Annotated in this window: 21 protein-coding genes and 1 pseudogene; 14 read left to right on the forward strand and 8 right to left on the reverse strand. The window is 64.2% G+C overall.

What is annotated here, in order from left to right:
• The first annotated feature begins 141 nt into the window (after window positions 1-141).
• Complete coding sequence (locus tag JQ566_RS05405) at window positions 142-558, forward strand: nuclear transport factor 2-like protein (protein WP_212370778.1); 417 nt, start codon at window positions 142-144, stop codon at window positions 556-558.
• Here the strand turns inward: JQ566_RS05405 and JQ566_RS05410 are convergent.
• Window positions 555-1,313 (reverse strand): GntR family transcriptional regulator, encoded by a 759-nt coding sequence (locus JQ566_RS05410; protein ID WP_212370779.1) that lies wholly within the window; start codon window positions 1,311-1,313, stop codon window positions 555-557. The two genes, JQ566_RS05405 and JQ566_RS05410, sit on opposite strands and share 4 nt — an antisense overlap.
• Window positions 1,314-1,507: 194 nt before the next feature.
• Here JQ566_RS05410 and JQ566_RS05415 point away from each other — a divergent pair, with 194 nt between their 5' ends.
• The 6 genes and pseudogenes from JQ566_RS05415 to JQ566_RS05440 form a co-directional block, all read left to right on the forward strand.
• Complete coding sequence (locus tag JQ566_RS05415; protein WP_249139197.1) at window positions 1,508-2,365, forward strand: ABC transporter ATP-binding protein; 858 nt, start codon at window positions 1,508-1,510, stop codon at window positions 2,363-2,365.
• Window positions 2,365-3,141: an ABC transporter permease gene (locus JQ566_RS05420; protein ID WP_126261191.1), complete on the forward strand. Its 777-nt coding sequence runs from the start codon at window positions 2,365-2,367 to the stop codon at window positions 3,139-3,141. Before JQ566_RS05415 ends, JQ566_RS05420 begins: the two co-directional genes overlap by 1 nt.
• Window positions 3,142-3,180: 39 nt before the next feature.
• On the forward strand, window positions 3,181-4,206 hold the full coding sequence (locus JQ566_RS05425; RefSeq protein ID WP_212370781.1) for an ABC transporter substrate-binding protein: 1,026 nt from the start codon (window positions 3,181-3,183) through the stop codon (window positions 4,204-4,206).
• A gap of 14 nt (window positions 4,207-4,220) precedes the next feature.
• Window positions 4,221-5,654 carry an amidohydrolase family protein gene (locus JQ566_RS05430; RefSeq protein WP_212370783.1) on the forward strand — a complete coding sequence of 478 codons (1,434 nt, stop codon included), beginning with the start codon at window positions 4,221-4,223 and terminating at the stop codon, window positions 5,652-5,654.
• 142 nt (window positions 5,655-5,796) lie between these two features.
• Window positions 5,797-6,705 (forward strand): amino acid ABC transporter substrate-binding protein, encoded by a 909-nt coding sequence (locus JQ566_RS05435; RefSeq protein WP_212370785.1) that lies wholly within the window; start codon window positions 5,797-5,799, stop codon window positions 6,703-6,705.
• An 11-nt stretch (window positions 6,706-6,716) separates the two neighbouring features.
• A pseudogene (locus JQ566_RS05440) lies at window positions 6,717-7,064 on the forward strand (HlyD family secretion protein); the annotation flags it as partial.
• A 662-nt stretch (window positions 7,065-7,726) separates the two neighbouring features.
• On the opposite strand, the gene JQ566_RS05445 reads toward JQ566_RS05440, so the two are convergent.
• The 3 genes from JQ566_RS05445 to JQ566_RS05455 form a co-directional block, all read right to left on the reverse strand.
• Window positions 7,727-8,938, reverse strand: a complete 1,212-nt coding sequence (locus JQ566_RS05445; protein WP_212370787.1) for an acyl-CoA dehydrogenase family protein — start codon at window positions 8,936-8,938, stop codon at window positions 7,727-7,729.
• 29 nt (window positions 8,939-8,967) lie between these two features.
• A complete protein-coding gene (locus JQ566_RS05450; RefSeq protein WP_212370789.1) occupies window positions 8,968-10,086 on the reverse strand; it encodes a glycoside hydrolase family 172 protein in 1,119 nt (372 codons plus the stop codon).
• A 102-nt stretch (window positions 10,087-10,188) separates the two neighbouring features.
• Window positions 10,189-11,814 carry a long-chain fatty acid--CoA ligase gene (locus JQ566_RS05455; RefSeq protein ID WP_212370790.1) on the reverse strand — a complete coding sequence of 542 codons (1,626 nt, stop codon included), beginning with the start codon at window positions 11,812-11,814 and terminating at the stop codon, window positions 10,189-10,191.
• Between the two features lie 177 nt (window positions 11,815-11,991).
• On the opposite strand from JQ566_RS05455, the gene JQ566_RS05460 reads away from it, so the two are divergent.
• Both JQ566_RS05460 and JQ566_RS05465 read left to right on the forward strand, forming a co-directional pair.
• Window positions 11,992-13,845: a flavin-containing monooxygenase gene (locus JQ566_RS05460; RefSeq protein ID WP_212370791.1), complete on the forward strand. Its 1,854-nt coding sequence runs from the start codon at window positions 11,992-11,994 to the stop codon at window positions 13,843-13,845.
• 40 nt (window positions 13,846-13,885) lie between these two features.
• Window positions 13,886-14,704 carry a lytic murein transglycosylase gene (locus JQ566_RS05465; RefSeq protein WP_212370792.1) on the forward strand — a complete coding sequence of 273 codons (819 nt, stop codon included), beginning with the start codon at window positions 13,886-13,888 and terminating at the stop codon, window positions 14,702-14,704.
• Here the strand turns inward: JQ566_RS05465 and JQ566_RS05470 are convergent.
• Window positions 14,701-14,880: a hypothetical protein gene (locus tag JQ566_RS05470; protein WP_212370793.1), complete on the reverse strand. Its 180-nt coding sequence runs from the start codon at window positions 14,878-14,880 to the stop codon at window positions 14,701-14,703. The two genes, JQ566_RS05465 and JQ566_RS05470, sit on opposite strands and share 4 nt — an antisense overlap.
• Window positions 14,881-14,927: 47 nt before the next feature.
• Between JQ566_RS05470 and JQ566_RS05475 the strand changes: the two genes are divergently transcribed.
• The 4 genes from JQ566_RS05475 to JQ566_RS05490 all read left to right on the forward strand — a co-directional run bounded on the left by JQ566_RS05475 (window position 14,928) and on the right by JQ566_RS05490 (window position 17,019).
• Window positions 14,928-15,149 (forward strand): hypothetical protein, encoded by a 222-nt coding sequence (locus JQ566_RS05475; RefSeq protein WP_007592399.1) that lies wholly within the window; start codon window positions 14,928-14,930, stop codon window positions 15,147-15,149.
• Between the two features lie 12 nt (window positions 15,150-15,161).
• Window positions 15,162-15,584, forward strand: a complete 423-nt coding sequence (locus JQ566_RS05480; RefSeq protein ID WP_212370794.1) for a hypothetical protein — start codon at window positions 15,162-15,164, stop codon at window positions 15,582-15,584.
• Window positions 15,585-15,973: 389 nt separating this feature from the next.
• The gene (locus JQ566_RS05485) at window positions 15,974-16,420 is read left to right on the forward strand and encodes a MaoC family dehydratase (protein ID WP_212370796.1); all 447 of its coding nucleotides are present in this window, start codon (window positions 15,974-15,976) and stop codon (window positions 16,418-16,420) included.
• Window positions 16,421-16,506: 86 nt separating this feature from the next.
• The gene (locus JQ566_RS05490; RefSeq protein ID WP_212370799.1) at window positions 16,507-17,019 is read left to right on the forward strand and encodes a hypothetical protein; all 513 of its coding nucleotides are present in this window, start codon (window positions 16,507-16,509) and stop codon (window positions 17,017-17,019) included.
• Between the two features lie 51 nt (window positions 17,020-17,070).
• Here JQ566_RS05490 and JQ566_RS05495 read toward each other — a convergent pair whose 3' ends face one another.
• The gene (locus JQ566_RS05495; RefSeq protein ID WP_212370800.1) at window positions 17,071-20,259 is read right to left on the reverse strand and encodes an efflux RND transporter permease subunit; all 3,189 of its coding nucleotides are present in this window, start codon (window positions 20,257-20,259) and stop codon (window positions 17,071-17,073) included.
• 186 nt (window positions 20,260-20,445) lie between these two features.
• Window positions 20,446-21,690: an efflux RND transporter periplasmic adaptor subunit gene (locus JQ566_RS05500; protein WP_212370802.1), complete on the reverse strand. Its 1,245-nt coding sequence runs from the start codon at window positions 21,688-21,690 to the stop codon at window positions 20,446-20,448.
• 200 nt (window positions 21,691-21,890) lie between these two features.
• Here JQ566_RS05500 and JQ566_RS05505 point away from each other — a divergent pair, with 200 nt between their 5' ends.
• Window positions 21,891-22,487: a TetR/AcrR family transcriptional regulator gene (locus JQ566_RS05505; RefSeq protein WP_212370804.1), complete on the forward strand. Its 597-nt coding sequence runs from the start codon at window positions 21,891-21,893 to the stop codon at window positions 22,485-22,487.
• A 139-nt stretch (window positions 22,488-22,626) separates the two neighbouring features.
• Here the strand turns inward: JQ566_RS05505 and JQ566_RS05510 are convergent, their stop codons facing one another.
• The gene (locus JQ566_RS05510) at window positions 22,627-23,994 is read right to left on the reverse strand and encodes an MFS transporter (protein WP_212370806.1); all 1,368 of its coding nucleotides are present in this window, start codon (window positions 23,992-23,994) and stop codon (window positions 22,627-22,629) included.
• Between the last annotated feature and the right edge of the window lie 26 nt (window positions 23,995-24,020).

Consider the following 24,020-nt stretch of genomic DNA (forward strand, 5'->3'; position numbering starts at 1 on the left):
GGTTCAGCTGTGGTAGCCTAGCGGAAGCCGAGGGAGCGGGCAGCTCCAGATTGTGTGCAGTCGAGGCATCATATTGTCTATAAAATGTGCATGCACTTTGAGGTCTGAATTGTAGAATGCCGGCGCTCTGGAGAATCCGCGATGTCCGCTCCCGCACAAGCCGAACGCCCGATGACCGACGCCGAGATTGTCGAAGCCTATCTCACCGCTTCGATGATACCCGATCCCGACGCCGCCGCGGCCTATATGAAGCCGGGCACGGTGATCACGTTCACCGGCGGGCGCGAGTTCGATCATCCGCGCGGGCCGACCGGCTTCAATGCGAAACGTTATCGCTGGGTCAAGAAGAAGATGGAACGGTTCGACGTCTGTCCGGGCGCGGACGAGACCGTCGTCTACAGCGTCGGCACGCTCTATGGCGAGTGGATGGACGGCACACCGTTCGAGGGCAACCGCTATGTCGACCGCTTCGTCGTGAGGGGCGGGCAGATCGTGAAGATGGACGTCTGGAATGACAGCGCCGAGCGCATTCTCGTTCAGCGCGGGATCGAGGCCTAACTCCTTCGAGCCACCTTCGGCAGCTTGATCACCCGATTACTCGTCACCTCGTCCGCATAGGGTGCGAGGATGTCGAGGAGGTCCCGGCCGCGCTGCGGAGTGGGAGCGACCAGCGCGCGATTGGCCACGGAATCCAGGTGATGATGCATCAACTCCATCACCTTGGCCGCATCGCCCTTGGCCAGCGCTGAGATGATGGCGCGGTGCTCGTTGATGGCGCATTCGGTGGAATGCGGCCGGCTGTAGAGCGACAGCGTCAGGCAGCAGCGATAGGCGACCTCGCTGACATAGCGCACCAGGATCGGGCTGTTCGTCATGTGGGCGAGCAGGATGTGGAATTCGGTCGCAAGCCGGATCGACACCGCATCCGTGCCGCCGCGGGCGCGATCTTCGGCGTCGACATGGGCGTTCAGCTCGGCGATCTGTGCCTTGGTCAGCTTGCCCGCGAGCTGGCGGACAACGAGGCGTTCGAGCTCGATGCGGATGTCGAAGGCATCGCGCGCTTCCTGCCAGCTCGGCGTCGCCACCACCGCGATCCGGTTGCGGCGGAGCTCGACGAGGCCTTCCGCGGCGAGTTGCCCCAGCGCGTGGCGGGCAATGGTGCGGCTGACGCCGAAACGCTCGCCGAGCGCATCCTCGGGCAACTTGGCGCCGGGCTCCAGCGCCTGCTCGATGATGGCGCGCCGGAGCGCGCGGCAGATCACGCTGACCTTGTCCGACGATTCAGAAGTCTTGCTGCTCGCGCGCGCCGCCATCGGCGAATCCTGTAGGAGATGAGATCTCTCTTTAGCATAGGCTCGCGTCGATTCAGCGCTCGAATTGCATGCAGTTTGGGCTCGAAGCTGCCCAAATCGAATCCGGCCATTTGGCGCAGGTTTCGGCTAGGTCATTGATTTCGCGAGTGTCGATCGCTGGCATCCAGCTTGCATGCACTTTGGCCGTGATGCGCATGCAACCCCACGTCCAGTTTGACGGCCAGCCCGTTCCCGAAGGCACTGCTACGACCGCCATCGAGCTGTCCGAGGCCTCCGTGACTTTCGGGCGCGGCGACCGCGCCGTGCCGGCTCTGTCGAAGACCACGCTCAAGATCGCCGACGGCGAGTTTGTCGCACTGGTCGGCCCATCCGGATGCGGCAAATCGACCATTTTGCGTCTGGTCAGCGGCCTGGTGCAGCCGACCGGTGGCGTCGTCATCGTCGGCGGCCGCGAGGTGGCGGCGCGGGCGATGCGGGTCGGCATGGCCTTCCAGAACCCGACCATGCTGCCGTGGATGACGATCGAGCGGAACATCATGCTGCCGCTGAAGATCGTCGAGCCGTTCCGCTCGAGCTTCCGCAGGCTGCGCAAGACCGAATTCCGCGACAAGGCCAATGCGCTGCTGGAGCAGGTCGGCCTCAAAGGGTTCGGCAACCGCTATCCCTGGCAGCTCTCCGGCGGCATGCTCCAGCGCGCCAATCTGTGCCGCGCGCTGATCCACGAGCCGCGCATGCTGCTGCTGGACGAGCCCTTCGGCGCGCTCGACCAGTTCACCCGCGAGGAGCTGTGGGCGATCCTCCAGAACCTCTGGATGACGCACAAGCCGACGGTGCTGCTGGTGACGCACGATCTGCGCGAGGCGGGCTTCCTTGCCAGCCGCATCTGCGTGATGAGCGCCCGTCCCGGCCGCATCCTCGACGACAGCCGTGTCGCGTTCGCGCGGCCGCGCACGGTCGCGATGACCTTCGAGCCGGATTTCGTCGCGCTGAACCAGAAGCTGCGCGCCTTCATCGAGGATGCGCGCAGCGCGGCCGAGCAGGGGACAGGCTGATGTTCGGGATCGATGTCAGGCAGAAGGCGTGGTCGGCGGGGCTGATCGTGCTGTTCTTCGTCGCCTGGGAGCTGTTCTGCCTGATGACCGGCATGTCCGACCTGGTGCTGCCGCGGCCCTCGCAGGTGTTCGTGACGCTGGTCGAGCGTTTCCCGGTGCTGTGGCCGCACATCGTGCAGACGCTCGCCACCACCATGTTCGGCTTCGTGCTCGGCGTTGCGCTCGGCGTCGCCCTTGGCGCGATCATCGGCGTCTCCAAGACGGCTTACGACACCTGCTATCCGCTGCTGATCGGCTTCTCCTCGATCCCCAAGGTCGCGGTGGTGCCGATCTTCGTGCTGTGGTTCGGCTCCGGCACGGTGCCGGCGGTGCTGACCGCGCTGTCGATCTGCTTCTTCCCGATCGTCGTCAATATCGCGACGGGCTTAGCGACCACCGAGCCCGAGCTCGAAGACGTCTTGAAGGCGCTCGGCGCCAGCAAGCTCGACATCCTCTGGAATGTCGGCCTGCCCAGGACCATGCCGTTCTTCTTCGCTTCGCTGAAGGTTGCGATCTCCTATGCCTTCGTCGGCGCGGTGCTGTCGGAGACGGTCGCCTCCAACCGCGGCATCGGCAACGTCATGATGACCGCGTCCTCCAATTTCAACGTGCCGCTGGTGTTCGCCGGCCTGTTCGTGCTCGCCGGCCTCGGCGTCGCGCTCTACGTCGTATTCTCGCTGATCGAAGGGCGGGTCACCGGCTGGGCCACGCGCAAGAACGACGTGATCGCCACCTGATTTCTTGAACCGTCATGCAACGAAGCTGAGGAGGTCTCGATGTTGAGAAAAGTAACTGTCGCGCTACTGGGATTGGCGCTGTCCGCAGGAGCCGCCACGGCGGAAGAAACCACGATCAAGTTCACGCTGGGCTGGAAAACCCAGGGCAGCGACGCCGCGTTCTTCTATGCCAAGGACAAAGGCTTCTTCAAGGAGGAAGGCCTCAACGTCGTCATCGACCAGGGCGAGGGCTCCGGCGCCACCGTGACGCGGGTGATGTCCGGCGCCTATGACGCCGGCTTCGGCGACGTCAATGCCATCATCCAGAACGCCGCGACCAAGCCGCAGGAGGCGCCCGTCATGGTCTACATGATGTGGAACCAGCCGCCGTTCGCGATCGTCGCCAAGAAGAGCAGCGGCATCAACACCATCAAGGATTTTGAGGGCCACACGCTCGGCGGCGCGCAGGGCACGCCGACGACGCGCCTGCTACCGGTGTTCACGCGCAAGAACGGGCTCGACGGCGAGAAGATCAAGATCTCCAACATGGCGCCGAACCTGCAGGAGCCGATGCTGATCAAGGGCGATATCGATGCCGCGCTCGTGTTCAACATCACCAGCTATTTCAACCTGGTGCTCAACCGCCAGGACCCGGACAAGGACTTCAAATGGTTCTCGTTCGGTGAGTATGGCCTCGATCTCTATTCGAACGGCGTGATGGTCTCCCGCAAGCTGATCGCCTCGAACCCGAAGGCCGTCGCGGGCCTGGTGCGTGCCATCAACAAGGGTGCGATCGCGGTCGCCAAGGACCAGAACGCCGGCATGAAGGCGGCGCTGAACTACGACAACCTCATCAATGCCGATGTCGAGAAGCGCCGGCTGCAATATTCCTTCGAGAAGCTGATCGTCTCGCCGGAGATGAAGGAGATCGGCATCGGCGACATCAAGGACGAGCGCATGACGCGCGCCATCGGCATCGTGGTCGAGGGCTATCAGCTCGCCCGCGCGCCGACGCCGGCAGAGGTGTTCTCGCGCGAATTCCTGCCGCCGCGCGCGGAGCGGGAGTTGGTGTATACTGCCAACTGATTTTGGGAGACGTCATGGCCACGGAGATTTCGGCAAGCTGCCTGTTTCGTGGCCCTGACGGCGGCCTCAGCGACAATGTCGTGCTGCGGCACGATGGCGGCGTCATCACCGATATCTCGGAAGGCGCGGGGCCGGGGCCTCGCTCCTTCGTCATCCCCGCCTTCGTCAACGCCCATGACCACGCCCGCGCCACGGCGTCGTCCTTCGGCGCGGTCGGCATGCCCCTGGAAAGCTGGATCCTGCGCACCGCGCTGGGCACGCCGGTCGATCCCTATCTCGCCGCGGCCTCTGCGTTGGCCCGTTCCGCCAAGGCTGGCTGCGCCGCGATGATGGTCCACTACACGCGCCCGAGCGGGACGATGCCGTTGGTCGACGAGGCAAAGGCGATCGCGAAAGCTGCGTCCGACATCGGCATTCGCATCGCGTTTGCGATGGCCGTGCGAGACCAGAATCCGATCGTCTACGGTGATGCCGAGCCGGTCCTTTCGGGACTTCCCAGGGAGGATCGCAAGACCATCGAAGACCTCTTTGTCCGCGCGCCGATGTCGCCGAAGGCCTATATCGAGCTGACCGACGCGATTGCCGCCGCCATCGCCGGACCGATGGTGGACGTGCAACTCGGTCCGGCCGGCGTGCAATGGTGCTCGAAGCCGCTGCTGGAGGCGGTGGCGGAGAACTCCGCGCGGACCGGCCGCCGCATTCACATGCATCTGTTGGAAACAGTGTACCAGCGCGCCTGGGCCGACCGGCACTTTCCGGACATGGTGCGCTGGCTGCGCGACATCGGCTTCCTCTCGGAGCGGCTGACGCTCGCGCACTGCATCCACGCCCGCCCGGATGAGCTGGAGATGATCGCGGCCTCCGGCGCGCGCATCGTCACCAATTTCAGCTCGAACATGCATCTGCGCTCCGGCCTCGCCCCGATCGCCGCCGCGCACCAATGCGGCTGTGCCATCGCTGTCGGCGTCGACGGGCTGGCGCTGGACGAGGACGACGACATCCTGCGCGAGATGCGGCTGGTGCAGATGGCCCATGGCGGTCTTGGCTTCAAGGCGACATGGACGCCGGCCGAGATGTTTTCGCTGGCCATCCGTAACGGGCGCTGCGCGACCGGCGCGCCCGGAAACGGGGAGCTCGCCGCCGGCAATCCCGCCGACTACGTCGTGATCGATCTCGACCGGCTCGACCGCGACCGGATCATGCCGGTGGATCCCATGACGCTGCTGTTCGCGCGCGGCAATGCGTCCCTGGTGAAGGAGGTCGTCGTCGCCGGCAAGACGATCGCGCGGGACGGGGTTTGCGTGGGCGTCGACCTGCCGGCCATCGAGCAGGAGTTGCGAGACATGTACCGCGTCAATGTCGGCAAGCTCGAAAGCTTCCAGCTTATGTGGCAGCCCCTGTCGGACCGGCTCAGCGGCTGGTTCGCGCAGCAGCTGACCTGTCAATGAGGCGCCTGTCCTCGACCGGGATGCATATAAAAAGGCGATAGCTGGTAAGCCCTGCCTCGTCTGGCGCCTGATGCCTTGATGCGCTATCAGCTCCGCGATTGCGTCTCGACACCAGTCGATGACCCCCTTGAGGAGCCCTCCGATGCGTCTTCCCACGATTCTTCTGGCCGTGACATGTCTTGCCGGCGCAGCTTCAGCCGAAGACCTCACGGGCACGCTCCAGAAGGTGAAGGAGACCAGGAAGATCACGCTGGGCTATCAGGAAGCCTCGGTCCCGTTCAGCTATCTCGACGGCAGCCAGAAGCCGGTCGGCTTCGCCATGGACATCTGCCTCAGGATCGTGGACGCGGTGAAGAAGCAGCTCGGCATGCCCGACATTTCCGTCGAGACCCTCGCGGTGACGTCGTCGAACCGCATCCCGCTGATGGTCAACGGCACGCTCGACCTGCATTGCTCGGCGACCACCAACAATGCCGACCGCCAGAAGCAGGTCGCCTTCACCAACACGCATTTCCTCAGCGCGACGCGGTTCGCGGCCAGGAAGGCCGCCAAGATCAACACCATCGACGATCTCAAGGGCAAGGCGGTCACAGCGGTCGCCGGCTCGGTCAACCTGACGCAGCTCGCCAAGGTCAACACCGAGCGCAATCTCGGCATCAACATCATGCCGGCCAAGGACCAGGCCGAGGCCTTCCTGTTGCTGGAAACCGACCGCGCCCAGGCCTATGCACTCGACGACGTCCAGCTCGCGGTCGCGATCGCGCGGTCGAAGGAGCCGCAAGCGTTCATGATCAGCGATGAAGCGTTCTCCAAGCCCGAGCCTTACGGCATCATGCTGCGGCGAGAGGATGCGCCGTTCAAGGCGCTCGCCGATCGCGCAACGGCGGAGCTTTATGCCAGCCCCGAGATCGAGGTGCTCTACAAGAAGTGGCTGCAATCGCCGACACCGCCGAACGGCCTCAACTACAACGTCCCGATGTCACCCGCCTTGCGCAACGGCTTCAAGAAGCCGAGCTCGAGCGCCGATCCTGATGTCTACGTGGTGAACTGAGGTGAGAGCGCGCCTACGTCACGGCCGGGAAGCGTGTGATGGCGCTGGTCGACACCGATGCGCTGCATGTCGAAGGCTATTTCGAGGAGACGAAGCTCGCGCGCATCCGCATCGGTGACAAGGTGCAGGTCCGCCTGATGGGCGAAAAGACCACGCTCACGGGTCACGTCGAAAGCATCGCCGCCGGCATCGAGGATCGCGACTGCGCGGAAGGCGCCACCATGCTCGCCAACGTCAACCCGACCTTCAGCTGGGTGCGGCTCGCGCAACGCGTGCCGGTGCGCATCGCGCTGGACAATGTTCCGGGCAACGTGTCGCTGGTCGCCGGCCGCTCCGCGAGGGTGGAGGTATTGGACTAACGCAGCGAGCAGATCATTTGCGCTTGGCCTGGGGAAAAACCGGCGACCAGCGTTTCAATGCCAAATCGTAAGGCTAATCCTGACTCGCGTGTGTTGAGTCGGGGGACTGTATGGGCGTTTGGTTTTTAGTCCTAGCAGCCTGTGTCGTCGGCGCGTTGCTGCTTTTGGCGTTCTGCCGATAGCGCCGATAGCAGATGCAATTGTTGCTGCGAAGCATCAGCGAGCCGCGGAATAGCGGTTCCAGACCGATGGTTTTTGACTGTGCATGGATGAACGCGTTCACTTCCGGATGGGAGGCGGACGTGAGCTGGTTGTTTGTGTTTCTCATCGCCGCAAGCGCAGTCGTTCTGATCGCCCATGCGATTGACGCGATGCGTTCTTGATACTGCCTGTGACTCGGTTTCGTCGGTAGCTAGGTAAGCGCCGAGATTGTTCCGAGGCGGGCGAGCGTCAATTTGAGGAACCTGGCCCTGCGGGCCAAGGTTGTCACAGCAGGAGGAATACGATCATGCTTGCGTTCTATCTGCCGTTCATCATTTTCGGAGCGATGCTCGAAGCGATTTCGAATCAGAATGTATCTGCGCCCATCCAGGAGCCGCCAAGCTTCGACTAGACGCCGATCCCCTTGCGCAGTCTCTGGTAGCTGACCTGGCAGCGTCGGCTTAGATATTCGAATACTTCTTCAGCTCCAGCCGCGCGATCTGGTTCCGGTGCACCTCATCCGGCCCGTCGGCAAGCCTCAGCAGCCGTGCCGTCGCATAAGCCTGGGTCAGTCCGAAATCGTTCGAGGTGCCGCCGCCGCCATGGGCCTGGATCGCCCAGTCGATGACCTGGCAGGCCATGTTGGGCACGGCGACCTTGATCATGGCGATCTCGGCCTTCGCGACCTTGTTGCCGACCGTATCCATCGCATGGGCCGCATTCAGCGTCAGCAGCCGCGCCTGCTCGATCATGATGCGGGCTTCGGCGATGCGCTCCTGCGTCACCGTCTGCTCCGAGACCGGCTTGCCGAAGGCAACCCGGCTGCGCACGCGGCGGCACATCTTCTCCAGCGTGCGCTCGGCAAGGCCGATCAGGCGCATGCAGTGATGAATGCGGCCGGGCCCGAGGCGGCCTTGCGCGATCTCGAAGCCGCGGCCCTCGCCGAGCAGCATGTTCTCCTTCGGGACCCGCACATTGGTGAAGACCACTTCGGAGGCGCGGTCCGGCACGCCGTAGAAGCCGAACACGGGCAGGGGACGTTTCACCTCGATGCCGGGCGTGTCCATCGGCACCAGGATCATGGATTGCTGCTTATGGCGGTCCGGATTGTCAGGATCGGTCTTGCCCATGAAGATGCAGATCTTGCAGCGCGGGTCGGTCGCGTTCGTCGTGTACCATTTGCGACCGTTGATGACGTAATGGTCGCCGTCGCGCACGATCGAGCTTTCGATGTTGGTCGCATCCGATGATGCGACCGCAGGCTCCGTCATGGCGAAGCAGGAGCGGATTTCGCCCGCGAGCAGCGGCTTCAGCCAGCGTTCCTTGTCCTTCTCGGAGCCGTAGCGCTCCAGGACCTCCATGTTGCCGGTGTCGGGCGCCGAGCAGTTGAACACCTCCGGCGCGAGATGCGAGCGGCCCATCACCTCGCAGAGCGGGGCATATTCGAGATTGGTGAGGCCCGCGCCGTGATTGCTCTCGGGCAGGAACAGGTTCCAGAGCCCCTCGGCGCGCGCCAACGGCTTCAGCTCCTCGACGACCGGATAGACCTTCCACGGCCCGAGCTCTTCGGCCTCGCGATAGAAGCGCTCCTCGTTCGGATAGATGTGCCGGTCCATGAAGCTTTCGAGCTTGCGCTTGAGCTCGACGACTTTGGGCGAGATCGGGTAGAGCATCTCTGGTCTCCTTGATCGATGGACGGCAGCTAGCCAATTTCGAGATAGTCCGGATCAGGCAGCTTGGGGAACGGCGCGGTCGGCAGCGTCTGGTACCAGAACGCCACCGAGGCAATGTCGTCCTGCAACGGAAGATACTTTGCCTCCTTGACGCCCGGCAGCCAGCCGAGCGCCTGGATCGTCACGCGGAGGTCCGAGCGGAAGCGTATGGGATCGGGGATGTGCCAGCGGTATAGACCGAAGCGTTGCTGCGATTTGTAGACACCATCGGGACGGATCACCTGCGGCAGGCCGGAATACGGCGTGGTGAATTCCTGGTAGCGCGACTGCTGTGCGGGGCCCTGGCCGGAATGGGCGACGTAGGGATCGAAATTGTACGCGCCGCAGAAATAGTCCTCGGTGCCGGTGCCGCAGATGGTCGGGAATTCGCCGTCGCCGTCGATGAAGAACTTGATCTCGCCTTCGCCCCACCAGCCGTTGTTGTTGACGCCCCACGCCATGTAGGTGCCGACGTAATGGCCGGCGCCGGTGATGCCGTCGAGGATGGTGTAAACCTCCTTGGAAGGCAGCGGATTGGTGCGCCGGAATTGGGCATGAAAATAGGCGCAGTCCTCGGGCACATCCGTGAGCGCATAATTGATCTGGTAGTAGACCGTGAGCTGCTCCTCGCTGCGGTTCTCCAGCGTGAAGCGGGCGCGCTTGCGGAACGGCATCTCCCAATAGCAGTTGAAGGCGCGGCCGGGATTGACGCAGACCGCGAGCGAGGACACTTGCGCAAACTCCTCCCACCCGCAGGCGAAGAAGTCGCCGGCCGGGCATTCGACGCTCGGCTGTTCCTGGTCGTCCCAATAGACGCGCAGGATCGAGTGACGCAGCCGCCCGCGCGCCAGCGTCATCCAGACCTGCTGGATCGCGCCCTGGCCCCCGATGTCGGCGAGCGTGAAGGTCGCGCCCGGTTCGATGACGACGTAAGGCGAGACCTTCCAGCCCTGGCCGAGATCGCGGGCCTGACGTGCGGCGGGGCCGTCGACGGACATGCCGCCTTTGCCCTTCTCTCCGGTGAAGTTCTCCGGACTGATCGAGCGCGTCAGCGCATTCGACAGGCGCGACAGATTGCCGAGATGCATGCCCAATCCGGAAAACGTCATGATGTCCTCGATGCGGGGTTAGCGATGACCCGGTATATCGCTCCCGAATTGACCAAAAGATGAAGACCGCGCGCGGAATTGTCCGCACGCGATCGGGTGTCGTCATGCGACGTGATACTCCTTGAATCTCTCGCGCAGCGCGGATTTCAGCACCTTGCCGGTGCCGGTCATCGGGAATTCGTCCAGGAACTCGACGGCGTCCGGCAGCCACCAGCTCGCGATCTTGGGACGCATGTGGTCGAGCAGCGTCTTGCCGTCGACGGTCGCACCCTTCTTGCGAACGACGAGGAGGAGGGGGCGCTCCTGCCATTTCTCGTGGCTGATCGCGACCACAGCAGCTTGCAGCACATCGGGATGCGACAAGGCGATGTCCTCGAGCTGGATCGAGGAGATCCACTCGCCGCCGGACTTGATCACGTCCTTGGAGCGGTCGGTCAGCGTGACGTGGCCTTGGCCGTCGATCACGGCCATGTCGCCGGTGATCAGCCAGCCGTCGCGGTCGAGGCCTTCCTCCAGCTTCATGTAACCGGAGGCGACCCACGGACCACGGGCGCGCAGATGACCGACGGTCTTGCCGTCGCGCGGCAGCTCGACGCCGGCATCGTCCACGATGCGCAAGGCGGTGCCGAAACAGGCGCGGCCCGAGACCTGGCGGCGGTCGAACTTCTCCTTGTCGCCGAGGTGCTCGGAGCCCGGCCGCAAGCCCGGCATCGAGCAGCCCAAGGCCTCGGTCATGCCCCAGGCCTGGATATAGTCGATGCCATACTCGCGCTTGAGCTTCTCGACCATCGCGCGCGGCGGGGCCGAGCCGGACGACAGCGTTGCGCGTAGCGTCGAGAATTTGTTGCCGGTGCGGCCGAGCCAGTCGAGCAGGATCAGCCAGAAGCTCGGCACGCCCGCCGACAGCGTCACCTTCTCGCCCTCGAGCAATTCATAGAGCTTGTCCGGCTCGTAGTTGCGGCCGGGCAGCACCAGCTTCGACCCGGTATAGGGCGCCGTGAACGGCATGTTCCAGCCGTTGCCGTGAAACAGCGGCGCCATCGGCATCATCACCTCGCGCACGCCTTCGGCATGGCCCGGCAGGAAGTCGAAACTGCAGCAGGTCATGGTCTGCAGGATCGCGGCGCGGTGCGAATAGATTACCCCCTTGGGATTGCCCGTCGTGCCCGAGGTGTAGCAGATCGTCGAGGCGGATTTCTCGTCGAACTGCGGCCAGGCGAAGCCGGCATCGTTCTCGCGTCCCAGAAGCTCCTCGTAACAATGCACGTTTGCGAGCTTCGTCTCGGGCATCCGCTCGCGCGAGGACATCACGACATAGGCCTCGATCGTCTTGAGCTGCGACGCGATGGCCTCGACGATCGGCAGCGTGGCACGGTCGATGAACAGGAGGCGATCTTCGGCGTGGTTGATGATGTAGACGAGCTGCTCGGGAAACAGCCGCGGGTTGATGGTGTGCAGCACATAGCCCATTCCCGGCGCCGCATAGAACATCTCGAAATGCCGGTGGGTATTCCAGGCCAGTGTGCCGACGCGGTCGCCGGGATTCATGCCGAGCCGCTTCAACGCCAACGCCATGCGCTTGATGCGCGGATGCGCGTCGGCGTAGGCGTAGCGATGGATGTCGCCCTCGATCTCGCGCGCGACGATCTCGGCTTCGCCGTGATAGTCGGCCGCATACTGGATCAAGCCGCTGATCAGAAGCGGCATGTCCATCATCAATCCCTGCATGGTCTCCTCCAGATGCCGCGTCGTTGCGTGGCGTAGACTTTTGATTTGCGCGGAAGGTTAGCGGAACGTCGCGCAGCGTTCACGCAAAAAACAACGAGCGTGATTGCATGCGCCACTTTTTCAGGGCTAACGTGAGGTAAGCTGCCGGCGAAGCAGCGTTCGCGGTGGAGGAGATGGATGTCAGCGGAAAGACACAAGACCGGTACCACCGGCGCAGCTACGATCGATGTTTCCGCTCTCCGTGCCCGCTATCGCGACGAGCGCGATCGTCGTCTGCGCGCCGAGGGCAAGGCGCAGTATGTCGAGGTCACGGGCGAATTCGGCCGCTATCTCGACGATCCCTGGGCCGATCCCGGATTTGCGCGCGCAGCCGTCAGCGAAGCGACCGACGTGCTCATCGTCGGCGGCGGCTTCGGCGGTCTGTTGTGTGGCGCGCGATTGCGCGAGGCCGGCATCGAGGATTTTCGTATCGTGGAAAAGGCCGCCGATTTCGGCGGCACCTGGTACTGGAATCGTTATCCCGGTGCCGCCTGCGATACCGAGAGCTATATCTATCTGCCGCTCCTGGAAGAGACCGGCTACATGCCGGTGCGCAAATACGCCCGGGCGCCGGAGATCTACGAGCACTCGCGCCGCATCGGCCGTCATTTCGGGCTCTACGAGCGCGCGCTGTTTCAGACCGTCATCTCGCGGATGACATGGCGGGAGCAGGAAGCGCGTTGGCTGGTCGAGACCGATCGGGGCGACCGCATCCGCGCGCGCTTCGTCATTCTTGCCGGAGGTCCGCTGAGCCGTCCGAAGCTGCCGGGCATTCCCGGCATCGAGACGTTCAAAGGCCACAGCTTTCATACCAGTCGTTGGGACTACGGCTACACCGGCGGCAATGCGGACGGTGGTCTGACCGGTCTTGCCGGCAAGCGCGTCGGCATCATCGGTACCGGCGCCACCGCCGTGCAATGCGTGCCGCATCTCGGCCGTTCGGCGAAGGAGCTCTATGTCTTCCAGCGGACGCCGTCCGCGATTGGCGTTCGCGACGACCGTCCAACGGATCAGGTCTGGGCGCAGGGCCTCAAGCCGGGCTGGCAGCGCGAGCGCATGGACAATTTCACGTCCGTGATTTCAGGCGAGCCGTTCGAGCAGGATCTCGTGCAGGACGGCTGGACTGGCCTGCTCGGCGAGATCCTGCTGGCGCCGCGCCGGCAGCCGCAGCCGGTGACCTCGCTGGAGGAGGCGCTGAAGGTGATCGAGCAGGCCGACTACCGCAAGATGGAGGAGATCCGCGCCCGCGTCGATGCAGTGGTCAAGGACGAGGCGACCGCGGCGGCGCTCAAGCCCTGGTACAAGGCGTTCTGCAAGCGGCCGTGCTTCCACGACGAATATCTCGACACTTTTAATCAATCCAACGTGCATCTCGTCGATACCAAGGGGCAGGGCGTCGAGCGCATCACCGAGAAAGCCGTCATCGTCGACGGCAGGGCCTATGAGCTCGACTGCCTGATCTATGCCAGCGGTTTCGAGGTCGGCACCGATTACGCGCGCCGCATGGGCTTCGAGGTCTATGGCCGCGACGGCATCAGCCTGTCCGAGCGCTGGCAGGGCGGCGTCATGACGCTGCACGGCTTCTACAGCCGCGGCTTTCCGAATTGCTTCCTGATCGTCACGGTGCAAGCGGGCCAGAGCGCCAACTTCCCGCACATCATCGACGAGCAGTCGCGGCACATCGCCTATGTCGTCAAGGAGGCCCGCGCGCGCAAGGCGCGCACCCTGGAGCCGACGCTTGCCGCCGAGAACGCCTGGGTCGACGAGGTCGTCAAGGCCGCGCTCGGCCGGCAGACCTATCTCGCCGAATGTACGCCGGGCTACTACAACAACGAAGGCGTGTTCGATCCGATCGCGGCAAGAAACAGCCAATATTGGCGCGGGCCGGTGGCATTCCTGCGGCTGCTCGACAAATGGCGCAAGGAAGGCAATCTGGATGGCCTCGAATTGTCCTATGATCAGGCCATGGAGTCGGCGCGTTCCACCGGGTAAGATCGCGCTGCCGAACGGTGCAGGACAGGAGAGCTTGAGCATGATCAGGGGCAGGGCTGTTGCGGGAGCAGTTTTTAGCGCAATGATGCTGCTCGGTTGCCTGGCATCCTCCGCCGAGGCCGCGCAATGCGGCAGCTCGCCGGCCGGCTTCGAGACCTGGAAGCGCGAGTTCAGCGCGGAGGCGCAGGGCAAGGGCATCGGGCCCACCGCACTGTCGGCGCTGATGCAGACCAATTACGCCAGCGCCACCATCGCGGCCGACCGCGGCCAGCGCAGCTTTTCGCTGACGCTCGATCAGTTCCTGGCCAAGCGCGGCGCCACCACCATCGTCGCCAAGGGCCGGCAGCTCAAGCAATCGCAGGCCGCCTTGTTCGCCTCGATCCAGCAGCGCTATGGCGTCCCGCCCGGGCCGCTGATCGCGATCTGGGGCATGGAGACCGGCTTCGGCAGTCAGCGCGGCAACCAGAATATGCTGTCGTCGATCGCAACCCTCGCTTATGACTGCCGCCGTCCCGAATTCTTCACCGACCAGCTCTATGCCGCCTTGAAGCTGATCGACCGCGGCACGCTGTCGGGATCGACCCGCGGCTCCATGCATGGCGAGGTCGGCCAGACCCAGTTCATGCCCAAGAACATTTTGGCCTACGGCACCGGCAATCTCGAAGTTGCTGCGAATGCGCTAAACTCGACGGCGAATTTCCTCAAAGCCCATGGCTGGCGCGCGGGAGCCGGATACCAGCCGGGCGAGCCGAATTTCGTTGCGATCGAGGCTTGGAATGCCGCAGGCGTCTATCAGAAGGCAATCGCGCTGATGGGCCGACAGATCGACGAGGGCGGGGGTGCCGCGGCCTCGCGCTAGAGCATGATCCGGACCCGAAGGGCCGCGTCAGCAAAAAAGGTTTGCAGCGGTCTTCCGAAAAGATCATGCTTAAGCAATGGCCTCAAGCGCGAGACGATCTCATCGCGCTTGAGGCTGCTCAGCAAGGCGTGATGCGCCGGCGCGAGAAAGTTGTTGCCATCGGGAACCGACGGCATGAGGTTTGCTTTGATCAAGTTCGGGGCTGGGCATGAGGAGACTCAACATGGCTACCCAGATCGTGATGGACCAGACGGGCGATACGCGCCACGAGTTTGATCCTGGCAATGCGGAAGCGCTGGCGCGAGCCGAACGGCGCTTTCGGGAGCTGACCGGAGCCGGCTTCACCGCCGCTCTTCGAACCGGGCCCGGCGAAGTCACCCGGATCCGATCGTTCGATCCGACCGCGCAGGAAACACTGTTCTATCCACGCCTGGTCGGCGGTTGATCTGAGCTGCTCATGATCGCGGCAGTTTGGCTCCGCGCGCCGGCGCGTGCGCGTCTGCATGCGCTGCGTGAACTCTATCGCCGCTTCTTCGGCGAGAACACGCCGGATGCCCGCGGCCGCCGGCTTCTGGCCGAATGGCTGTCGCCGGCGCAGCGCGCGCAGTTCGAGCAGCACCGGTATTTTGATGTCGTCGGCTGCGACACCGGCAGGACCTATCGCATCCATTACGGCACGGCCGCCAATGTCCACGAGATCGACGGCGAAGGCCACGCGACGATGGGGTGGTGCTTCGTCCCGTCAGGCTTCTTGGTGCCGGGCGACGTGATGCTGGCGCAGAAGATCGCGCTCGAGACGGACGAGAGAGGAGCACTTACGCTCGCAAACCGGTTTCCGCCGGCCACGCATTCCGAGCATTTCTACCGGCGGCCTTTCTAGCGCCGGGAAGGGCAAGGCGGTCAGGAGTGCGTGGTGCGGTAGGCGTCCAGCGCATGCGCCGCGAAGACGCCGATGCTGCAAAGGGCGAGCAGGCCTGAGATCAGCTCAATCATAGCTCGTCCTCCCGGAGCGGCCGGGCAACGAGGTTTTGGCAGCAGGAATAGTCGTAGATCAGGTCGAGGATGAACTGCATGGTGGCCGTCCCTGTATTTATTTTGACAACCACTTAACTGGCTATCTGTTTCAGGCGTGTTTCGTCGCACCGGGAAAGGGGTTTCGCGCGGAACCCCGCGCTGGTTTGTGCGCTGCCGGCCCGCTATATCCCGCTATTGCTCAAGCCATCTAAGCCGTCTCCTCGGGAGCGGCGCATCGTATTGCGAGGCAAAATCATGGCGCAGGTCGAGTGGTTCGACGATCTCACCGTCGGAATGCGGTTCAAATCCCCCGAAGTTCTGGTCACCGAGGCCGACATCAAGCGCTTCGCCGCCGAGTTCGATCCGCAGCCGATGCATCTCGACCACGAGGCCGCCAAGACGACACTGTTCAAGGGGCTTGCCGCCTCGGGATGGCACACCGCCGCGATCGCCATGAACCTCGCGATCCAGACCCGCCCGTTCGGCCCGCATCCGCTGATTGGTGCCGGTGTGGATGGTCTGCGCTGGACGATGCCGGTGCGGCCCAACGACCGTCTGCATCTGGTCGGCGAGGTCATGAGCCTGACGCCGTCCAAGTCGAAGCCGCAGGGTGTCGCGCTGGTGAAATGGACCATGTTCAACCAGAACGGCGAGGAGGTTTACACCTTTACTCCGATCGCGATCGTGCCGCGGCGGGGGTAGGACGGCCGCTGGCCGTTCGCCTCGCCCTCTTGCGAGCCTCCGGCGGAGATGGTCATCTCGGCGTGCGGAATGCGCTGGAGGCCGACATGAAACGATCTCTTCTCGCCGCCGGAATTCTCGCATGCGCTTTGAGCGCAACCGCCTCGAGTTCGAGGCCCGCGCTTGCGCAACAATCCAAGGTCGGCGACTGGACCATCGAGAAGCGCGCGCAGGACACGCATTGCAATGCGAGCCGGGGCTACAAGGACAAGGATGACGAGAACCGCGACTACGTCATCGTGATCACCTATTCCGAGCAGGCGATCGTGATCGTGATGATCTACGACGGTTGGGAATGGGACAAGGTCGGCGAGATCCTCCGGGCCGACGTCGGCACCGATGACGCCGACATCATGAAGAAGGCGAAGTGGGAGGTCATGGACAAGACCACGGTGCGGGGCATCTTCGCATACGATCAGTCGATCATGGACCGCCTCGCGAAGGCCAAGCGCCTCACGCTCGATTTCGATGACGACGACGATGACAGCATCGAGGTGCAGATCCCACGCGCCGGCGAGGCGCTGGCCGCGTTGAAATTCTGCGAGGAGAACCGGAAGTAATCGATGCGATCTTGTTGGTCCCGCCGGGGGCATGCCGCGGCGGGACGCGGTTCACTCGGCAGGCCCCTGGACCGGCGCCGCGCTGATGTCGCTGCCGTGATGCGTCAGCGGCTTCATGCCGGTGACGGTTCTGAGCAGCACATAGAACACCGGCGTCAGGAACAGGCCGAACACGGTGACGCCGATCATGCCGGAGAACACGGCAACGCCCATGGCCCGCCGCATCTCCGAGCCGGCGCCGGTCGAGAGCACCAGCGGCAGCACGCCCATGATGAACGCCATCGACGTCATCAGGATCGGGCGCAGCCGCAAGCGGCTGGCTTCGATCGCGGCCCGGATCGGCGTGCGCCCCGCGAATTCGAGCTCGCGCGCGAACTCGACGATCAGGATCGCGTTCTTGGCGGAGAGGCCGACGAGAACGATGAGGCCGATCTGGGTGAAGACGTTGTTGTCGCCCTTGGAGATCCAGACGCCGAACATCGCAGCGAGCAAGCCCATCGGCACGATCATGATGATCGAGAGCGGCAGGGTCAGGCTCTCATAGAGCGCGGCCAGCACCAGGAACACCAGGAGGATCGCCAGCGGAAACACCCAGATGCCGGAATTGCCGGCGATGAACTCCTGATAGGTCAGGTCGGTCCATTCGAAGGCAAAGCCCGGCGGCAGCACCTCCGCCGCGATCCGCGTCGCCGCCTCCTGCGCCTGGCCCGAGGAGAAGCCTGGCGCGGCCGCTGCGTTGATGTCGGACGACAGGAAGCCGTTGTAGCGGATCGCGCGCTCCGGCCCCGCGCTCTGGCGGATATTGAGCAGCGCCGACAATGGCACCATGTCGCCCGAGGACGAGCGCACTTTCAACTGCCTGATGTCGTCGGCGCGGGCGCGGAACGGCGCGTCGGCCTGGACGCGGACGGAATAGGTGCGGCCGAACTTGTTGAAGTCGTTGACGTAGTAGGAGCCGAGGTAAATCTGCAGCGTGTTGAACACCTCCGTCACGGGCACGCCCAGCTGAAGCGCCTTGGTGCGGTCGATGTCGGCGAACAGCTGGGGCACGTTGACCTGGAAGCTCGAGAACACGCCGGCGATCTCCGGCGCCTTCTGCATCGCCGCCATGAAGGCGTTCGTCGCCTCGTTCAGGGCGTCATAGCCGAGACCGGCGCGGTCCTCGATCTGCAGCTTGAAGCCGCCGATGGTGCCGAGGCCGTTCACCGGCGGCGGCGGGAACATGGCGATGAAGGCCTCCTGGATGCCGGCATATTTCTTGTTCAGCTCGGCCGCGATCGCGGGCCCGCTGAGCGACGGATCCTTGCGTTCGTCGAACGGCTTCAGCGTCGAGAACACGATGCCGGCGTTGGAGGAATTGGTGAAGCCGGAGATCGACAGGCCCGGGAAGGCCACTGAGCTCTCGACACCGGGCTGGGTCAGCGCGATGTCGCTCATCTTGCGGATCACCTCTTCGCTGCGGTCGAGCGTGGCGCCATCGGGCAAGCGGGCGAAGCCGACCAGATATTGCTTGTCCTGACCCGGCACGAAGCCGCTCGGCACCTGCTGGAACAAGAGGGCCGTGATTCCGACGAGAACCACGTAGAGGCCCATCACCGCGGCCTTGCCCGAGATCACCTTGCTGACGCTGCCGCTGTAATTCTCCGAAGAACGCGTGAAGGCCTTGTTGAAGCCGCGGAAGAACCAGCCAAGGCCCTTTTCCATGATCAGCGTCAGCCGGTCCTTCGGCTCGTTGTGTCCCTTGAGCAGAAGCGCCGACAGCGCCGGTGACAGCGTCAGCGAATTGATGGCGGAGATCACCGTCGAAATCGCGATCGTCAGCGCGAACTGCTTGTAGAACTGCCCGGTGAGGCCGGAGATGAAGGCGAGCGGCACGAACACCGCGATCAGCACCATCGCGATGGCGATGATCGGACCCGACACCTCGCGCATGGCCTGGTACGTTGCATCGCGCGGCGACAGCCCGGCCTCGATGTTGCGCTCGACATTCTCGACCACGACGATGGCGTCGTCGACGACGATGCCGATGGCGAGCACGAGGCCGAACAGGCTGAGCGCATTGATGGAGAAGCCGAACACGTGCATCACCGCGAATGTGCCGACGATCGACACCGGCACGGCCAGCAGCGGAATGATCGAGGCCCGCCAGGTCTGCAGGAACAGGATCACCACCAGCACCACCAGCGCGATCGCCTCCAGCAGCGTGTGGATCACGGCCTCGATCGAGGACCGCACGAACTGGGTGGGGTCGTACACGATCTGGTAGGACACGCCCTCCGGCATGTTCTTCTTGATCTCGGCCATGGTGGCTCGAACATTGTCGGAGATCTGCAGCGCGTTGGAGCCCGGCGCCTGGAAGATCGGGATCGCCACCGCCTGCTTGTTGTCGAGCAGCGAGCGCAGGCCGTATTCGGATGCGCCAAGCTCGATGCGCGCGACGTCGCGCAGACGAACGACCTCGCCGCGCGTGCCGGTCTTGACCACGATGTCGCCGAACTGCTCCTCGTTCGCGAGCCGGCCTTCGGCGTTGACCGAGAGCTGGAGATCGATGCCTTTGACGTTCGGGGAGGAGCCGACCACGCCGGCGGCGGCCTCGACGTTCTGTGCCTGGATCGCCCTCACGATGTCACTGGCAGTGAGCCCATGCTCGGCGGCCTTCTGCGGATCGACCCAGACCCGCATCGAATAGTCGCCGGCGCCATAGAGCTGGACGTCGCCGACGCCGTCGATCCGCGCCAGCCGGTCCTTGACGTTGAGCACCGCGTAGTTGCGCAAATACGTCATGTCGTAGCGGCCGTTCGGCGACAACAGATGCACGACCATGGTGAGGTCGGGCGACGATTTCTTGGTGATGATGCCGAGCTGGCGCACCACGGCCGGCAGGCGCGGCTCGGCCTGCTGCACGCGGTTCTGCACCAGCTGCGTCGCCTTGTCGGGGTCGGTGCCGAGCCGGAACGTCACCGTCAGCGTCATCGCGCCGTCGGTGGTCGCCTGGCTCGACATGTACAGCATGCCTTCGACGCCGTTGATCTGCTCCTCGATCGGGGTTGCCACCGTCTCCGCGATCACCTTCGGATTGGCGCCGGGATAGGTCGCGCGCACAACGACGGAGGGCGGTACGACATCGGGATATTCCGAGATCGGCATCGCGAACAGCGAGATCAGGCCGGCGAGGAAGATCAGGACCGACAGCACCCCGGCGAAAATCGGGCGATCGATGAAGAACTTTGAGAGATTCATGGCTTTGCCCCTGGGCAATATCCTGCGTGGCGCCGACAGCTCACGCCGTCATTCCGGGGCGTGGGCGAAGCCCGCGAACCCGGAATCCGGAGGTGAGTTGGTCGGAGTTTCCAAACTCCTGGATTCTCAGGTGCGCAATTGCGCACCTTAGGTCGCGCTACGCGCGCCCCGGAATGACGGAAGATGTCAGCGTTGCACCACGTCCTGGTTGCTGTGGTTTGACGCCTGCTGCGGCCCACGCGCGCCCATCTGAGCGATCTCCGTCTTGAGGAGGGCGCCGGGACGCACGCGCTGCAGGCCGTTGATGACGATGCGGTCGCCGGACTTCAGGCCCGAGGTGACGATGCGAAGCCCATCGACGGCGCCGCCGAGCGTGACCGGCCGGTAGACCGCGCGGCTGTCGTCGCCGACCGCCATCACGAACTTCTTGTCCTGGTCGGTGCCGATCGCGCGCTCGTCGATCATCACCAGCGCCTGTTGCTTCGGCTGGCCCATGCGCACGCGGGCGAACTGGCCGGGGATGAGGCGCCCATCATCGTTGCGGAATACGGCGCGGACACGGATGGTGCCGCTCTGGCCGTTGACCTGGTTGTCGATGAGCTGGATGTGGCCCTTCGCGGACAGGCCGCCCGACGTCGTCATCTCGACCGGGATCTGGTCGAGCTTGCCGCGCCTCCCGGAGGCATCCGCGATCGAGTTCAGCGCGCGCAGCACCACCTCTTCGTCCGCATCGAACGAGGCGTAGATCGGATTGACCGAGACCAGCGAGGTCAAGACCGGGGACGCAGTGCCGGCGGCGACGAGATTGCCGACGGTGACCTCGATCTTGCCGACGCGGCCGTCCACGGGGGCGCGCACTTCGGTGTAGTCGAGATTGAGCTTTGCGGTCTGAAGCGTCGCCTCGGCCGCCTTGACGTTGGCGATCGCCTCGCGATTGGCGTTGTCGCGCTGGTCATAGTCGCGCCGGGTGACCACGGCGTTGCCGACGAGCTGGGCGCCGCGTTCGAGCTCGCTCTGGGTGAAGACGACGCGGGCTTTCGCGGCCTCGACTTGGGCCGCAGCCTTGTCGACTTCGGCCGCATAAGGGGCGGGATCGATCTTGAACAGCACGTCGCCGGCCTTCACCAGCGCGCCTTCGATGAAGTTGGTCGACAGGATCGCACCCGCGACGCGCGGACGGAGCTCGACCCGGTTGATGGCCTCGAGCCGGCCGGAAAAATCGTCCCACAGCACGGTCTGCCGTGGCTCGATCATTGCGACGGTGACAGAAACGGCTTGTTCGGCCGCGGCCGCCGGTGCGGTCGCTTGCGCCGCATGAAAATAGCGGCCGGTGGCGATCGAGCCGGCCGTGGCGAGGGCGCCCACGATGGCGACGCCACCCAGAAGGCAGCGGAAACGGCCGGTGCGGGAGGTATTTTGGGAGGGGGGCATTTGCGCGCTCCAGATATGTAGTGTTCACTACAGATGTGGAGCTGGATACCGCAGTGCAAGATACTTATGTACCATTCACTAAAAAAATTGTAGCGGCATACCGCAAGAATTGGAAGACACTAGGAAAATAGAATTAGAACAAATAGTTAGGATTCGGCGTTAAGCCTCAGGCAGAACGCGAATTCGGAGGAGACAGGCACATGGGCATGGGACGCCCCCGCGAATTCGACGCCGAAATGGCGTTGGACCAGGCGATGGAAGTGTTTTGGCGCCATGGCTATGAGGGCGCGACCATTGCCCAGCTCACCGAGGCCATGGGCATCAACCCGCCCAGTCTCTACGCCTGCTTCGGCAACAAGGAAGGCCTGCTGAAGGCCGCGCTCGACCGCTACGCCAAGCTGCGCGGCGCCTGGATGGACGAGGTGGTCGCAGCGCCGACCGCCCGCGCCGTCGCCGAGCGGATGCTGATGGGCATCGCCGACAAGCAGACCGATCCCGCCAATCCGCCCGGCTGCCTGCTCGTGCAGGGCGGCATCGCCTGCGGCACCGGCTCCGAGAACGTCCCTTTCGAATTGGCCGCGCGCCGCGCCCAGAACGAAGACCAGCTCCGCGAGCGTTTCGTCCGCGCCAAGGCCGAAGGTGATCTCAAGGAAAGCGCCGATCCCGCCGCGCTCGCGCGCTATGTCTCGGCGGTGTCGGTCGGCATGGGCGTGATGGCGTCCTCAGGCGCGGACCGCGAAGCGCTGCGGCAGGTCGCGAGCGTCGCGGTGCAGGCGGTGGAAGCGCAGTCGGGCTGACAAGACGTAGCTATCTCGCGGATCGCATTGCAGTCAGCGCAAGTCGTCGTGCCCGGGCTTGTCCCGGGCATCCACGTTCTCAGTGCTGCTTGGACAAGGCGTCGATGGCCGGGATAAGCCCGGCCATCGGTGGAGAGCGTCAGGACGCTTCCTTGAGGACCGGCGCGGCAGTCTCTTCGGCCTTGAGCTCTTCGAGGCTGCGATGCCGGGGCTCGATGCCGAGTACCCAGACCGTGACGATCTGCACCACGAGCAAGCCGATCATCAGCGCCATCACGCCGGCCACGCCGCGCGACTCGAACAGCGACACGACCAGGAACGGCGTGATGATCGTGGCGCCGCGCCCCATCGTATTGACGATGCCCGACGCACGCAGCCGGACCTCGGTCGGAAACAGCTCTGGAATGTAGATGCCGAACAGGAGTGCGACCAGGACGTAAATCGGCACCGTCAGCGCGAAGCCCACGGCCGGCAGCAGGATCGGATCCGAGATCATGGGATAGAGCATGCCCAGCGCCACCGAGATCAGCGACGCGCCGATGATCGTTGGCTTGCGACCCCAGCGGTCGGCGGTCAATGCACCGATGGCCGCGCCGATCGGTGCGCCGAGCGCCATCAGCAGCGAATAGCCGAACGATGTCGCGACCGACAGGCCCTGCTTGACGAAGAACACGGGCAGCCAGGTCACGAAGCCATAGAGCAGGGTGTTGATCGTGATCAGGCAGATGGCGCCGACGATCATCCGCGACAGCAAGGGCGCAGTGAACAACGTGCCGAGATCGGGAGCGACCGGAGCGGGTGTCGTGGGCGCTGGAGCAGGCAAGGGCTGTCCTTGCGCCGCTTCCTTCTCGATCGCCTGCATCAACGCTTCCGCCTCGGCGGTGCGTCCCACGGCTTCGAGCCAGCGCGGGGATTCCGGCAGCGACTTGCGCATGTACCAGACGACGAGCGCGCCGATGCCGCCGAGCACGAACATCGAGCGCCAGCCGAATTGCGGAACGAGCACGGATGCGATCAAAAGTGCCGCTGGCAGGCCCGTCACGACGCATACGGCGGTGAGGCCGAGCCATTTGCCGCGGGTGCGGGCGGGCACGAACTCCGTCATCGTCGAATAGCCGACGACGTTCTCGGCCCCGAGGCCGACGCCCATCACGAAGCGGCAGGCGATCAGGAAGGCCATGTTCGGCGCGAATGCCGCGGCAAGGGAAGCGATGCCGAAAAGGAGCAAATTGAACTGATAGGTGAAGCGGCGCCCATGGCGATCGCCGAGGAAGCCGGTGCCGAACGACCCCAGCATCATGCCGACGAACGTCGCGGAGATGAAGGCCGCGTTCTGAGCGAGCGTCGAAAAGCCTGATTTCAGCGTGACGCTGAGCACCGTCCCGGCAATGTAGATGTCGAAACCGTCGAAGAACATTCCGATGCCGATCAGCAGCATGATGCGGCGGTGGAATGGCCCGATCGGCAGTCGATCGAGACGGCTGCCTGCGTTTACCGATGTCGACATTGACGCTCTCCCTTGACTGTCATTCT

The organism is Bradyrhizobium sp. SZCCT0231 (assembly GCF_018130245.1).
Lineage (GTDB): Bacteria > Pseudomonadota > Alphaproteobacteria > Rhizobiales > Xanthobacteraceae > Bradyrhizobium > Bradyrhizobium japonicum_F.

Excerpts from the sequence above, each read along its gene's own strand:
- JQ566_RS05405 (WP_212370778.1), top strand. The coding sequence starts at position 142 with ATGTCCGCTCCCGCACAAGCCGAACGCCCGATGACCGACGCCGAGATT.
- JQ566_RS05410 (WP_212370779.1), bottom strand. The coding sequence starts at position 1,313 with ATGGCGGCGCGCGCGAGCAGCAAGACTTCTGAATCGTCGGACAAGGTC.
- JQ566_RS05415 (WP_249139197.1), top strand. The coding sequence starts at position 1,508 with ATGCAACCCCACGTCCAGTTTGACGGCCAGCCCGTTCCCGAAGGCACT.
- JQ566_RS05420 (WP_126261191.1), top strand. The coding sequence starts at position 2,365 with ATGTTCGGGATCGATGTCAGGCAGAAGGCGTGGTCGGCGGGGCTGATC.
- JQ566_RS05425 (WP_212370781.1), top strand. The coding sequence starts at position 3,181 with ATGTTGAGAAAAGTAACTGTCGCGCTACTGGGATTGGCGCTGTCCGCA.
- JQ566_RS05430 (WP_212370783.1), top strand. The coding sequence starts at position 4,221 with ATGGCCACGGAGATTTCGGCAAGCTGCCTGTTTCGTGGCCCTGACGGC.
- JQ566_RS05435 (WP_212370785.1), top strand. The coding sequence starts at position 5,797 with ATGCGTCTTCCCACGATTCTTCTGGCCGTGACATGTCTTGCCGGCGCA.
- JQ566_RS05445 (WP_212370787.1), bottom strand. The coding sequence starts at position 8,938 with ATGCTCTACCCGATCTCGCCCAAAGTCGTCGAGCTCAAGCGCAAGCTC.
- JQ566_RS05450 (WP_212370789.1), bottom strand. The coding sequence starts at position 10,086 with ATGACGTTTTCCGGATTGGGCATGCATCTCGGCAATCTGTCGCGCCTG.
- JQ566_RS05455 (WP_212370790.1), bottom strand. The coding sequence starts at position 11,814 with ATGCAGGGATTGATGATGGACATGCCGCTTCTGATCAGCGGCTTGATC.
- JQ566_RS05460 (WP_212370791.1), top strand. The coding sequence starts at position 11,992 with ATGTCAGCGGAAAGACACAAGACCGGTACCACCGGCGCAGCTACGATC.
- JQ566_RS05465 (WP_212370792.1), top strand. The coding sequence starts at position 13,886 with ATGATCAGGGGCAGGGCTGTTGCGGGAGCAGTTTTTAGCGCAATGATG.
- JQ566_RS05470 (WP_212370793.1), bottom strand. The coding sequence starts at position 14,880 with ATGCCGTCGGTTCCCGATGGCAACAACTTTCTCGCGCCGGCGCATCAC.
- JQ566_RS05475 (WP_007592399.1), top strand. The coding sequence starts at position 14,928 with ATGGCTACCCAGATCGTGATGGACCAGACGGGCGATACGCGCCACGAG.
- JQ566_RS05480 (WP_212370794.1), top strand. The coding sequence starts at position 15,162 with ATGATCGCGGCAGTTTGGCTCCGCGCGCCGGCGCGTGCGCGTCTGCAT.
- JQ566_RS05485 (WP_212370796.1), top strand. The coding sequence starts at position 15,974 with ATGGCGCAGGTCGAGTGGTTCGACGATCTCACCGTCGGAATGCGGTTC.
- JQ566_RS05490 (WP_212370799.1), top strand. The coding sequence starts at position 16,507 with ATGAAACGATCTCTTCTCGCCGCCGGAATTCTCGCATGCGCTTTGAGC.
- JQ566_RS05495 (WP_212370800.1), bottom strand. The coding sequence starts at position 20,259 with ATGAATCTCTCAAAGTTCTTCATCGATCGCCCGATTTTCGCCGGGGTG.
- JQ566_RS05500 (WP_212370802.1), bottom strand. The coding sequence starts at position 21,690 with ATGCCCCCCTCCCAAAATACCTCCCGCACCGGCCGTTTCCGCTGCCTT.
- JQ566_RS05505 (WP_212370804.1), top strand. The coding sequence starts at position 21,891 with ATGGGCATGGGACGCCCCCGCGAATTCGACGCCGAAATGGCGTTGGAC.
- JQ566_RS05510 (WP_212370806.1), bottom strand. The coding sequence starts at position 23,994 with ATGTCGACATCGGTAAACGCAGGCAGCCGTCTCGATCGACTGCCGATC.